The 12551-nt window shown below is 60.1% G+C and carries 14 protein-coding genes; 2 read left to right on the top strand and 12 right to left on the bottom strand.

Translation table 11 applies throughout. The annotated features are described in order from the left end of the window. Position 1 precedes the first annotated feature (1 nt). Positions 2 to 184: a 50S ribosomal protein L32 gene (gene rpmF / locus C1949_RS06345; RefSeq protein WP_104737630.1), complete on the bottom strand. Its 183-nt coding sequence runs from the start codon at positions 182 to 184 to the stop codon at positions 2 to 4. 19 nt (positions 185 to 203) lie between these two features. Continuing rightward, the gene (locus tag C1949_RS06350; protein ID WP_170063013.1) at positions 204 to 647 is read right to left on the bottom strand and encodes a YceD family protein; all 444 of its coding nucleotides are present in this window, start codon (positions 645 to 647) and stop codon (positions 204 to 206) included. Between the two features lie 209 nt (positions 648 to 856). On the opposite strand from C1949_RS06350, the gene C1949_RS06355 reads away from it, so the two are divergent. After that, positions 857 to 1435, top strand: coding sequence for a Maf family protein (locus C1949_RS06355; protein ID WP_104737632.1), 579 nt, complete (start codon positions 857 to 859; stop codon positions 1433 to 1435). A gap of 2 nt (positions 1436 to 1437) precedes the next feature. Here the strand turns inward: C1949_RS06355 and sppA are convergent, their stop codons facing one another. From sppA to rluC, 3 genes are read right to left on the bottom strand one after another with little or no spacing between them, the layout of a single operon-like run. Next, the gene (gene sppA, locus C1949_RS06360) at positions 1438 to 2406 is read right to left on the bottom strand and encodes a signal peptide peptidase SppA (RefSeq protein WP_104737783.1); all 969 of its coding nucleotides are present in this window, start codon (positions 2404 to 2406) and stop codon (positions 1438 to 1440) included. Between the two features lie 44 nt (positions 2407 to 2450). Then, complete coding sequence (locus tag C1949_RS06365) at positions 2451 to 3122, bottom strand: HAD-IA family hydrolase (protein ID WP_104737633.1); 672 nt, start codon at positions 3120 to 3122, stop codon at positions 2451 to 2453. Next, positions 3109 to 4074 carry a 23S rRNA pseudouridine(955/2504/2580) synthase RluC gene (gene rluC, locus C1949_RS06370; protein ID WP_104737634.1) on the bottom strand — a complete coding sequence of 322 codons (966 nt, stop codon included), beginning with the start codon at positions 4072 to 4074 and terminating at the stop codon, positions 3109 to 3111. Before rluC ends, C1949_RS06365 begins: the two co-directional genes overlap by 14 nt. Positions 4075 to 4746: 672 nt before the next feature. On the opposite strand from rluC, the gene rne reads away from it, so the two are divergent. After that, entirely contained in the window at positions 4747 to 7929 is a 3183-nt protein-coding gene (rne, locus tag C1949_RS06375) for a ribonuclease E (protein ID WP_104737635.1), read from the top strand. 62 nt (positions 7930 to 7991) lie between these two features. Here the strand turns inward: rne and murB are convergent, their stop codons facing one another. From murB to C1949_RS06410, 7 genes are read right to left on the bottom strand one after another with little or no spacing between them, the layout of a single operon-like run. After that, on the bottom strand, positions 7992 to 9017 hold the full coding sequence (murB, locus tag C1949_RS06380) for a UDP-N-acetylmuramate dehydrogenase (protein ID WP_211287091.1): 1026 nt from the start codon (positions 9015 to 9017) through the stop codon (positions 7992 to 7994). After that, positions 9014 to 9475, bottom strand: a complete 462-nt coding sequence (locus C1949_RS06385) for a low molecular weight protein-tyrosine-phosphatase (protein ID WP_104737637.1) — start codon at positions 9473 to 9475, stop codon at positions 9014 to 9016. The genes murB and C1949_RS06385 overlap by 4 nt, the downstream gene beginning before the upstream one ends. Continuing rightward, a complete protein-coding gene (gene kdsB / locus C1949_RS06390) occupies positions 9472 to 10230 on the bottom strand; it encodes a 3-deoxy-manno-octulosonate cytidylyltransferase (RefSeq protein WP_188656497.1) in 759 nt (252 codons plus the stop codon). The genes C1949_RS06385 and kdsB overlap by 4 nt, the downstream gene beginning before the upstream one ends. A 2-nt stretch (positions 10231 to 10232) precedes the next feature. Further along, positions 10233 to 10418 carry a Trm112 family protein gene (locus C1949_RS06395; protein ID WP_104737639.1) on the bottom strand — a complete coding sequence of 62 codons (186 nt, stop codon included), beginning with the start codon at positions 10416 to 10418 and terminating at the stop codon, positions 10233 to 10235. A 3-nt stretch (positions 10419 to 10421) separates the two neighbouring features. Further along, complete coding sequence (gene lpxK / locus C1949_RS06400) at positions 10422 to 11447, bottom strand: tetraacyldisaccharide 4'-kinase (RefSeq protein ID WP_104737640.1); 1026 nt, start codon at positions 11445 to 11447, stop codon at positions 10422 to 10424. Then, positions 11444 to 11878: an ExbD/TolR family protein gene (locus C1949_RS06405; RefSeq protein ID WP_104737641.1), complete on the bottom strand. Its 435-nt coding sequence runs from the start codon at positions 11876 to 11878 to the stop codon at positions 11444 to 11446. The genes lpxK and C1949_RS06405 overlap by 4 nt, the downstream gene beginning before the upstream one ends. Positions 11879 to 11880: 2 nt before the next feature. Then, entirely contained in the window at positions 11881 to 12540 is a 660-nt protein-coding gene (locus tag C1949_RS06410; protein ID WP_104737642.1) for a MotA/TolQ/ExbB proton channel family protein, read from the bottom strand. Positions 12541 to 12551 lie beyond the last annotated feature (11 nt).

The following is a 12551-nucleotide window of genomic DNA, read 5'->3' on the forward strand; positions in this document are numbered from 1 at the left end:
CTTATTCGTCGTTGTCCTTGTTGATCACCTGACGACCACGGTAGAAACCGTCAGGAGAAACGTGGTGACGCAGGTGAGTTTCACCAGTGGTCTTGTCAACGGACAAGGCGGCGGCGGACAGGGCATCATGCGAACGACGCATGCCGCGTGCGGAACGGGACTTTTTGTTCTGCTGAACAGCCATGACTAATAAGCTCCTAAGCTCAGGTATCGCGTTTTAATTTGGCCAGCACGCTGAAAGGATTAGGCTTCTCAGACTTTTCCTCCAGCTCCGCCGTCTCAGGGCGATACCCTGGCGGATGCTGACATGTTTGTTGCGGATGCATCGGAACTGCAGGCAAAGCCAGAAGCAGTTCATCCTCGATCAGCGCAAACAGATCGAGCGGTTCCTCACCCACAATAACCGGTTCATAGTGACGAGGAAGCTGCTTGGCTGCCTCATCGCTCGTTACAAAACCCACATCACATTCACTGTCGATCGGCACAACAACCTGCTCGAGACAACGCTGACACAGCAACGGCGCATCAACCTGATAGTGGCCATGCATGGTTGCTATACGCTGCTCATCCCGGGAGAAATACAGTTCAACCTGAACCTCTCCGGTTGCGGCCTGCAACACCGCCGCAAAACGCTCAAGACTGCCCACCTTCACTACGCCTTTCAGCGTAATTCTGCGGTCAACCAGTCGAGCCGGCTCAATGTGCGAGGGTATGGTTCCAGACATAAGCGCGCAATTCTAGGGGCACAAGCCCCGCCTGTCAAAACTATTTAAGCCCTTGGGCATGCCGTTCGGCGGCTCGCGCAAGGATGATCGCAGCGGCTACCATAAACGCCTCACCACCACGGAGATACACCATGCCAAAACTGGTTCTTGCTTCCAGCTCACCTTATCGCAAGAGCCTGCTTGAACGCCTTCAGCAGCCGTTCGAGTGCGCCTCACCAGATATCGACGAAACACCTCAACCCGGTGAATCTGCCGAGCAACTCACCCAACGCCTGGCGCAAGCCAAGGCCCGAGCACTGCGCAACCAGTTCAGCAACCACCTGATCATCGGCTCGGACCAGGTACTACAGCTCGACGGCGAGCCCGTCAGCAAACCGCTAAACCATGCCGCAGCGGTCGACCAGCTGACCCGAAGCAGCGGCCGCACACTGACCTTCTCGACAGCCCTTTGCGTTCTCAACAGCACAACCGGTCACGAGCAAACCTGCATCGAGCCCGTGCACGTCACCTTTCGTGACCTGCAAGCAGAAGAAATCGAGCGCTACCTGCGCCAGGAACAACCCTATGACTGTGCCGGCAGCTTCAAATCGGAAGGCTACGGCATCACCCTGATCGCCCGCATGCAGGGTGATGACCCGACCAGCCTGATCGGGCTCCCACTGATCCGCCTGCGCGCCATGCTAGCAAAGGAAGGCCTGGCCCTGCCCTAAAGTCAGCGCAGCGACGGCCCCTCCAGCCCAAGACGTGTCGCCAATTCCGCCCCGGCACTAGCACCCAGCTGGCGGGTAAAACGCTGCAGCGGTGATTCCTGGCGGGTAAAGTCGACCAGCTCATCGGCACCGATAACATCACGTGCCACCGCAGAAGTGCTCGCAAGCCCATCAATCAAACCAAGCTCCAGCGCCTGTTCGCCCGACCAGACCAGGCCGCTGAACATGTCCGGCGTTTCCTTCAGGCGATCACCACGCCCTTCACGCACGCTGCGAATAAACTGCTCATGGGTGGTGTTCAGCACCTGCTGCCAGAAGGCGCGCTCATCAGGCTTTTCCGGCTGGAAGGGATCCAGAAAGGCCTTGTGTTCACCGGCGGTGTAAGTGCGCCGCTCAACACCCAGCTTGTCCATGGTACCGACAAATCCGAAGCCGGCCGCGGTTACCCCAATGGAGCCCACCAAACTAGCCTTGTCGGCGTAAATTTCGTCTGCAGCAGAAGCGATGTAATACGCACCCGAGGCGCCGATATCGGTAATCACCGCATACACCTTCACATCAGGATGCAGTGCGCGCAGACGCTTGATTTCGTCGTATACGTAGCCGGACTGCACAGGACTGCCGCCCGGACTATTGATGCGCAGCACAATACCCTTAGTATTCTCGTCCTCGAAAGCCTCACGCAAAGCCCCCACCAGATTGTCGGCGCTAGCCTCCTCCTGATCAGCAATCACCCCGCGCACCTCAATGACCGCCGTATGTGGACCTACCGCCGCGGCCGAGCCGAGCCGGCCGAGCGGCGAAATTAGCAGCAGCGCCACAAACAGATAGGTAAAAGTCAGCAGTTTGAAGAAGATCCCCCAGCGACGCGAACGCCGCTGCTCCTGCAGCGACGCAGTAAGCGTTTTCTCCAGCAGCTTCCATGCCTTGGCGTCTTCATTAGCACCTTTCGAGCCTGCCGACGCAACCATCTCACCCTCAGTCCAGCGATCCCGATCCATCACATCCTCTCTGTCTATTTATGCGCCGCCACAACACCCTGAGTTCGCAACCAAACCGGCAGCTCGGCAAACTCATCAATGCAGTGCAGCGGCGACAAGGCGAGCAACTGCTCCTTCGACTGCGCACCATAGCTAACTGCCAGCGCGCGCATCCCGGCGTTATGCGCCATCTGAATATCGAATCCACTATCACCAACCATCAACGCGCGAGACGCTGACGTGTCTAACTCGCCAACCAACTGATGCAACATAGTCGGATCCGGCTTGCTGACCGACTCATCGGCACAGCGGGTAGCATCAAAGTAATCTAGCATCTGGTGCTGCTCGAGAATTCGAGCCAAGCCCTTGCGGCCTTTACCGGTCGCCACTGCCAACTGAAAACCCTGCGCACGCCAGTCATCCAACGCCTCACGCACACCAGGAAACAGCCCGACAGGAACCTGTTCACCGGAGAGATAGAAATCCCTGTAGGCCTCGACCACCGCCGTAGCAAGGTGGCGATCTCGCGGAAACAGCACCTCTGCAGCCTCCGGCAGCGCCAAACCGATAATGCCGCGCACCGCGTGCGCACTGGGTACATTCAGCCCGACCGCCTCCGCCGCCGCCTGCATGGCACGAACGATGTGACCCACCGAATCAGCCAGAGTGCCGTCCCAGTCAAAGATCAGCGTATCAATTACCGGCATTGACCAACCTGCGCAACGTATCGTCCCACATAGCTCCCGGCTCAGCCTCAACTTCCAGCATACTGCCATCAGCCATTTCCACCGATAACGAGCGGGCATGCAAAAACAGGCGTTTGCCACCCAGCTCACGCAGCTCGCGAGAGAAGTCGTCATCACCGTACTTGGGATCCCCACCAATGGGGTGCCCCGCATGCTTGGCGTGCACCCGAATCTGGTGGGTACGCCCCGTAATCGGCCGCGCCTCAACCAAAGTGGCGTAATCGGCAAAGCGCTGCAGCACCTTGAACTCGGTCAGACTTTCCTTGCCAGCCGGGTCCACTTCAACCATGCGCTCGCCGGAGCGCAGGTTATTTTTCTGCAAAGGCGCATGCACCTTTTTCGTCGAGCCTGGCCAGCGCCCGCGCACCAGCGCCCAGTAACGCTTGTTAACACCATCACCTCGCAGCGCCGCATGCAGGTGCCGCAGCACACTGCGCTTCTTGGCAATCATCAGACAACCAGAGGTATCGCGATCCAGCCGGTGAACCAGCTCCATCTGCGGACAGTCCGGGCGCAACTGGCGCATCGCTTCAATGACGCCGAAATGCAGACCACTACCGCCATGAACCGCCAGACCAGCCGGTTTGTTCACCACGATAATCCCCTTGTCCTCGAACAAAATATTCTGTTCAAGCGCATTGAGAATGCCCTGCCCGACCAGCACTGGCTCGTTTGGCGCAGGCAAGCGCACCGGCGGGATGCGCAACTGATCACCCGCCTGCAGACGATAATCCGGCTTGACCCGTCCCTTGTTCACCCGCACCTCACCCTTGCGCAAAATGCGATAGACAAGTGTCTTGGGCGCGCCCTTTAGGCGGGTGATTAGATAGTTATCAATGCGCTGCCCCGCCTGGTCGGCGGAGATATCATCGAATTGAACCTGGGCAGGCAGTTCTGGAGAGGTGTTTTTCATCGGTGCATCATACAATTTTTCATTCAATTGAAGCACTTAAAAAATACTGCTATAGTCCGGCGAGCTGCCGATTCTGCAGCCGGGGATCCCAGGTCAAAACCACCTGCCAAACCCCAGAAACAACTACATGCAGCCCGGTCGCAGCAGGCAACACCCGCCGCCGACAGGGCTCATGTTTACACCCTGGCCATCGTGATGAAGGCCAGAACATTAACCCGCTACCGACCAACAACGGAGCGGCACCCGATTCAGATGGGTACGTGTTTAGGTGGAGATGCACAGCTTCAGGATGATGTGACGAGCGTAGACACTTGCCAAACAGCGTGTCCCCGTCCCCAGTCCAGCTGATTCCTCCCCAAGGATTCCCGGCAGCCGCGCCAGGTGCGACGGCTGTATGGCTCGAAGGCCCCCGCAGACAATGCGCTGACACCCTAGAGCCCCTTCCGGCAGCCACCCGCTGCCGCGCCCGCCAGAACCGTTCTGCCGGGGGTCCAGAAGCAGTTTCTCTGTATGCAGTAGCTGTAACAGAATGAACTGTCGTCAGAACATGGCGATGTGAACTCTGCATCTCGGCCTTTAGCCGATGACAGAAACACACCTGACACCGAACCAGAGAGTCGCAGGTGCCGTGCCCGTGTAGACCGGAAAGCATCGGAAACACAACGGTACTTCATGAAAAGAATGCTCATTAACGCAACTCAACCCGAAGAGTTGCGTGTCGCCCTGGTAGACGGCCAGCGCCTCTACGATCTGGACATTGAGTCCGGCGCCCGCGAGCAAAAAAAGGCCAACATCTACAAAGGCCGTATCACCCGCGTTGAACCCAGCCTGGAAGCCGCCTTTGTTGACTTCGGCTCCGAACGCCACGGTTTTCTCCCGCTCAAGGAAATCTCCCGCGAATACTTCTCCAAACAGGTTGAAGGTCGCGTCAACATCAAAGATGTTCTGAAAGAAGGCCAGGAAGTCATCGTCCAGGTCGACAAGGAAGAACGTGGCAACAAGGGCGCCGCCCTGACCACCTTCATCAGCCTCGCCGGTCGCTATCTGGTGCTGATGCCGAACAACCCGCGTGCCGGTGGTATTTCCCGCCGCATTGAGGGCGAAGAGCGCAACGAACTGCGCGAAGCGTTGAACAGCCTCAACGTGCCTGCCGACATGGGCATGATCGTGCGCACTGCCGGCCTGGGTCGCAGTGCTGAAGAACTGCAATGGGATCTGGACTACCTGCTGCAACTCTGGGACGCAGTCAAAGGCGCCTCCGCCGAGCGCAGCGCGCCCTTCCTGATCTACCAGGAAAGCAACGTCATCATTCGCGCCATCCGCGATTACCTGCGCCAGGACATCGGCGAAGTGCTGATCGACAGCGAAACCGTGAAGGAAGAAGCGCTCAACTTCATCAGCCAGGTGATGCCGCAGTACGCCAGCAAGGTGAAGCTGTATGAAGACAGCGTACCGCTGTTCAATCGCTTCCAGATCGAAAGCCAGATCGAAACCGCCTTCGAACGCGAAGTGAAGCTGCCCTCCGGCGGTTCCATCGTGATCGACCACACCGAAGCACTGGTCTCCATCGATATCAACTCCGCCCGCGCAACCAAGGGTGGCGATATCGAGGAAACCGCGCTGCAGACCAACCTGGAAGCGGCCGAAGAGATCGCTCGCCAACTACGTCTGCGCGACATCGGCGGCTTGATCGTCATCGACTTCATCGACATGACTCCGGCCAAGAACCAGCGCGCAGTTGAAGAGCGTGTCCGTGAAAGCCTTGAAGCCGACCGCGCCCGCGTACAAGTAGGCCGAATCTCCCGCTTTGGTCTGCTGGAAATGTCCCGTCAGCGCCTGCGTCCGTCGCTGGGTGAAACCAGCGGTATCGTTTGCCCCCGCTGTAACGGCCGCGGCACCATCCGCGACGTCGAATCCCTGTCGCTGTCTGTTCTGCGCCTGATCGAAGAAGAAGCCCTGAAAGAACGCACCGCCGAAGTCCGCGCCCATGTGCCGGTGCCGGTTGCCACCTTCCTGCTGAATGAAAAGCGCGATGTGCTGGCCAAGACCGAAGCCCGCACCCGTGTTCGCGTGTTGGTTCTGCCGAACCCGCACATGGACACCCCGCACTTCGACGTTCAGCGCCTGCGTGACGACCACGAATCGGTACTCAACGGCGAAACCAGCTATAACGCGACCAGCACAGTCGAAGTGGAAGAGCCGACCCCGGTCAGCCAGACCCGCGCCATTGTCCGCCAGGAAGCCGCTGTCAAGGCACTCTCCCCGGCACGCCCTGCGCCGACTCCGCCGGCCGCCGTTGAAGCGGTTCAAGCTGCCCAACCGAACCTGTTCAAAGGTCTGATCAAGAGCCTGGTGGGCCTGTTCGCCAGCGAGCAACCCGCGGAAGAGCCGGCTAAGCAGGAAGAGCAACCGAGCACTGAACGCAAGCGCGAGCGCAGCAGCCGCAACGCAGACGAGCGCCGCAACAACCGTAACCGCCGTCAGCGCGGCGACCGCAGTGAACGTGGTGAGCGCGCCGAACGAGGCGAACGCACTGAGCGCAACGAGCGCGGCAACCGTCAGGACAGCGAGCGCAAGCAGCAACCGCCGCGCGCCGAACGCAGCGAAGCAGAAAATACTGAAGCAACGCGCAGCGAAGGTACCAACCAGCAACGTCGCCGCCGTCGCTCAGCAGCAGCCCCCGCCGCTGTCGAAGCAGACCAACGCGGCAACCGTGAGGACAACACCCAGGAGCGCCAGCCTCGCGAGCAGCGTGAGCGCCGTCCACAACAGCCGCGACCTGAGCAGGCCGAGCAGGCTGAAGAGCAGGTCAGCGCCGCAGACGTGGCTGATGTGACCAACGAAGCTGCCAGCGCGGACAGCGACGGTGCAGAAGGTGAGCGTCCGAAACGCCGCTCACGCAGCAGCCAGCGTCGCCGCAACAACCGCCGCCGCCCGCAGAGCGAAGGCGCTACCGATGCAGATGGCAACAACGAAGCGACCGAAACAGCCGCAGCAGAAAGCAGTGCCGAACCAGTAGCGGCCACAGCAACCGTCGCCGCAACTGAGTCCGTACAGGCAGAAGCAACGCCAGTCGAGCAGAAAGCGGCAGAAGAAGGCGCAGACGATGTTGCAGACGTGCAGACACCGGTCGAGACCGGCCTGACCGAGGCAGTAACCAAGGTCGAAGCCTCCATCGAAACCGCAGTCGAAGCGTTCAGCCAGGCCCAACCGAAGGAAACAGAGGTCGAGGCCGAAGCCGCAAGCACGCCGGCCGACTCACCAGCAGAGAGCGTCGAGGCACCGGCCGTCAGCGAAGCCGCAGCGGACGAGCAAGCTGCCGAGCCGACCACCCCTGCCGCTACGACCGAAGTAGCCGAAGTGGTCGTCGAAGCCGACACTGAGGCGACTCCGCCCGTAGCAGCGGAAGAGCCCAAGGCCGATGTTGTTGCGGAGCAACCTGTTGAAGCTGAAACCACCATCCCGGCGCTGACCGAAAGTGGCCGTGCCTACAACGACCCACGCGAAATTCGCAAGCGCCAACTTGAGGCAAAGCGCCAGGCCGAAGCCGAGGCAGCAAAAGCTGCACAGGCCCAGCCAGAGGAAGCTGTAGAAGCGGCTCCAGCCGAAACAGCAGAGACCGCAGCAGAATCCTCTGAGCCGGCTCCGACGGTTGAAGCCCCCGCCGAACCGAGCCAACCTCGGCAGGTCGATCTGCTCGACAGCGCAACTGAAGAGCAAACCGCCGCGAGCACGGAAACGGCCGCCGCTGAAGAAGTCGAGCAAACTGAAGCAACAGCAGAGCAAGCTTCGGAGCAGACTGACGCAGAGGAAGCTCCTCGCAAGCCTGAGCTGACCGAGGGCGGCAAGCCCTGATAGTCAGCCACGAAAAAGGGGATGCATTGCATCCCCTTTTTTTATACCCCGCGATTGACGCTCTAACCGCCAACCACAGGCGGCTCCTGCTCCAGCAAGACACCGTAGCGCTGCAACACGTCCTGCCTGATCTTCTCCGCCAGCCCCAGCACCTGGGCACCAGTACCACCACCCGGATTGACCAGCACCAACGCCTGCTCTCGGTGGACCCCAACCGGCCCGTCCCTGAACCCCTTCCAGCCCGCCTGATCAATCAACCAGCCAGCCGCCAGCTTGACCTCACCGCCTTCTTGAGGGAACTGCGGCATCGTCGGAAACCGCGCAGCCAGCTCGTCTGCGACCCGGGCCGACACCAGCGGATTTTTGAAAAAGCTGCCAGCATTGGGAATCAAGGCAGGATCCGGCAACTTACTGCGCCGAATCGACATCACCAGCTCGGCAACAACCCGCGCATCCGCCCGGGTCAAGCCCGTCGCCTGCCAAGCTGCAGCGAGCGGAGCATAGTCGACCCGTAAGCACGGCCTGCTCTGCAGACAAAGCCGAATGCGGAGGATCACATAACGCCCGGCTGCTCGCTTGAACAGGCTGTCACGATAAGCAAAGGCACACTCCTGAAGCGAAAAAGAACGAATCTCGCCAGTCTCTCGATCCAGTGCGTCCAAGCTGTCAAATAACTCTCGAACCTCAACACCATAGGCACCGATGTTCTGCACTGGAGCCGCACCTGCGGTACCCGGTATCAGCGACAGGTTCTCCAACCCGGCCAGGCCGAGATCAAGCGTCCAGCACACAAGCTGATGCCAGTTCTCCCCTGCCTCGGCTTCAATCAACACACCATGGGGCTCGCGCGCCAGCACACGACGCCCGCGACTGCACATCACCACCACCAGCCCGGCGACGTCACCCGCAAGCACCACATTGCTGCCACCACCCAACAAGGTAACTGGCCAACCACTGGCCTGAGCCAGCTCTAGTGCCTGACGCAACTGGGCGTCGGACTGAACCCGCACCAGATGCTCGGCTCGTGCCTTGATAGCCATACTATTGAACGGCTGCAGACCCACTCCCGACTCAACCGTCAACATCAACTGGCGACCTCGTCCAGTAGCGCTTCAGAAGCAGCCTCCAGCATATCGAGCACCTGCTCGAACTCCTGATCGCCACCAAAGTACGGATCAGGAACCTCTGCCGGCCATGCCGGCGCGTAACTCATGAACAACCTGACCCGGGCCGCACAATTGGCTGGAGCGACCCGCAGCAAATTCTCCAGGTTGCTACGATCCATAGCCAGAATCAGGTCAAACTGCTGAAAATCTGATGGGCGCACCGCACGCGCGCGCTGCCCGCTCAGGTCATATCCGCGCCGCCGCGCCGCGGCCTGAGCACGCCGATCAGGCGGCTCGCCAGCGTGATAGCCGCCGGTACCAGCCGAGTCGATTTCAAACTGTGATTGCAGGCCACGCGCTGAAACCATCGACTCAAACACTCCCTGAGCCGATGGAGACCGGCAAATGTTGCCGAGACAGACAAACAGAACGCGCTTCATGACGCCCCCAACAGCGCTCGCACCCGGTCAAGATCTTCTGCCGTATCCACCCCAGCCGGCAGCGTCTCGCATGCGTCGGCAACATGGATCCGCGTACCAAACCAGAGTGCTCTGAGCTGCTCCAGCGATTCAGCCGTTTCCAGCGGGCTGCTTGGCCAACCCACATAGGCATGCAGGAAACTGACCTTATAGGCGTAAATACCGACGTGACGGCGGAACGGAATACCCTCAGGCAACGCGGCCGGACCATTGGCAAACTGGTCACGACACCAGGGCATCGGCGCGCGACTGAAGTACAGTGCGTAACCCTGATGATCGCAGACCACTTTGACCGCGTTGGGGTTGAACAGGGTCTCGCTATCCCGTATTGGCTCAGCCAGCGTGGCTATACCCGCGTCCCTGGCTGCCATCAGGTTAGCTGCGACCTGGTCGATCACCGCTGGCGGGATCAATGGTTCATCACCCTGCACATTGACCACACAGGCGTCGTCCGCCAGACCCAACTGGCTGACTACCTCCTGCAGCCGGTCAGTGCCGGTAGGATGGTCTGCGCGCGTCATGATTGCGGTAGCACCAAAGCTCGCACAGGCATCCAGGATGCGCTGATCATCCGTGGCCACTATCACCGAGGCGGCACCACTCTTGCAGGCCTGCTGCCAAACGTGCTGCACCATCGGCCTGCCGTCGATCAGTTGCAGCGGCTTGCCCGGCAGCCGAGTTGAGGCGTAGCGGGCCGGAATGATGACGTGAAACATGCTCAGTCACCCAGCTTTTCGTCGGCATTCAGGGGGCGCGCCTCGGTCTCCAGCATCACCGGAATACCATCACGCACCGGGAATGCCAGGCCGTCAGCACGGCACCAAAGCTCCTGCTTGTCGTCGCTCAGCACCAGCGGTCCCTTGCACAGGGGGCAAGCGAGCACATCCAGCAATTTAGGGTCCATCAGTTACTCCTGCTTGATTTCATCGGGGTGAGACGACGGCAGCAAACCCAGCAGCGCCGCCTCGAAAGCATCACTCAGGTGCGCCTCAACACTGAGGTACCACCAGTTGTCCTGCGCCAAACCAGCACATTTTACCGCGTCCTTTTCAGTCATAAGCACCGGCCGATCTACCGGCAGGGTGCTGAGGGTCGACGCGTCATAATTGGCATGATCGGGAAAAATGCGAGTATCAAACTCGAAGGCGAGGGTTTCAAGCGTCCGAAAAAAACGCTGAGGATTGCCGATGCCGGCCATCGCGGTAACCTGACGGGGCCCAGACCAGCGCGCCGCAGCAACCCGCTCCCCGCTGGCCAGATTGACTAGCGTCAGCGGTACCAGCTGCATGGCAAAGCCCTTCACGGAGTCGTTCGCAGCGCCATTTCTGACCACCAGATCTACGGCATCCAGCCGCTCGGCTGGCTCACGCAGTGGGCCTTCGGGTAGACAGCGAGCGTTTCCCAAGCCACGCAAATGATCAAGCATCACCAGCTCGACCGTCCGACCCAGCGCATAGTGCTGCAAGCCGTCATCGCTGATAATCAGGTTCACATCCGTGGTCGCTAGCAAATGCCGTGCGGCTGCCGGTCGGTCCGGATCGATCACCACCGGCACATCGCAGCGCCGAACCAGTAGCGCCGGTTCATCGCCGCAAAGCGCGGGCTCATCCGTTGCCGATACGTGCCACGGATACCGTGGCGGCCGAGCCCCATAGCCTCGACTGACCACTCCTACGCGATAACCACGCGCGCGCAGAAATTCTATCAACCAGACCACCATGGGCGTTTTGCCGGTCCCGCCCACGGTGATATTACCGACCACAATCAACGGCACCGGTGGCTGCCACTGAGCCCGCTCGCCGCTCAGATAAGCCTGCCGTCGGCGAACCACCAGATGGCGATACAGGGCAGACAGCGGGCGCAACAGCGGTAGCCAGGGAGCCTTGGTATACCAAGCACGCAGCAGCCGCTGCTCCAGCGACGAACCGCTCACTTAGCTGCGTCCGCCTCGGCTTCGCTGGTCGTCAGGCGCAGATGGTTTAAGCCGAGCTGGCCGGCGGCGTCCATCGCGGTGATGACAAACTGGTGCGGCGTTTGTGCGTCGGCACTGATCACCAGCGGCAGATCAGTATTACCAGCGGACTCCTTCTGCAGTGCAGCCATAAGCGTCTTGAGATCAGACGTAATGAGTGTGCGCTCGTTCAACGCCATCTCACCTGTCGCGTTGATGGTCAGTTCCAACTGCCTGATGGTGCGATCCTCTACCCGCTCCCCGGAAACCGCCTGCGGCAGGTCCAGCTTGAGCTGTGTTTCACGGGTAAACGTAGTCGACACCATGAAGAAGATCAGCAGCAGAAACACCACGTCAATCAAAGGGGTCAGGTTGACGCTGACTTCCTCTATTTTCTGCCGACGGAAGTTCACCCTCAGGCCCCCTTTCCGCCAGCCGCAGCTACGCGATCATTGCCGTTGAATTCGACCTCGCGGTTACCCTGCATTACTTCGACCAGCTTGGTCGCCTCCTGCTCCATGGTGACAACCAGTTCATCCACACGACGCACGAAGAAGCGATGAAAGAACACGGCGGGAATGGCGACGGTCAAACCGGCGGCGGTAGTGATCAGCGCCTTGGAGATACCACCGGCCAGCACTCCGGTATTGCCCGTGCCCTGGATCATGATGGCACTGAAGACGTCAATCATGCCGATTACAGTCCCCAGCAAACCGAGCAGCGGCGTGATGGCTGCGATGGTACCGAGGGTATTCAGGTAGCGCTCCAGTTCATGTACTACCTTGCCGGCAGCTTCCTGAATGCACTCTTTCATGATCTCGCGACCGTGCCGAGAGTTAGCCAGCCCCGCCGCCAGAATCTCACCCAGCGGCGAATCTGCGCGCAACGCTTTCAGCTTTGCGGCATCCAGTTGACCATCCTTGACCCACCGCCAGACCTGACCCAGCAGATTGACCGGAGCCACCCTGCCGCTGCGCAGCGCCCACAGTCGCTCAATCACGATAGCCACGGCGATGACTGACGACAGGATGATGGGCAACATCAACCATCCGCCAGAACTGATCAATTCCCACACAAGCGATCCCT

The organism is Halopseudomonas oceani, from assembly GCF_002903165.1.
In the GTDB taxonomy this organism is placed as follows: Bacteria; Pseudomonadota; Gammaproteobacteria; order Pseudomonadales; family Pseudomonadaceae; genus Halopseudomonas; species Halopseudomonas oceani.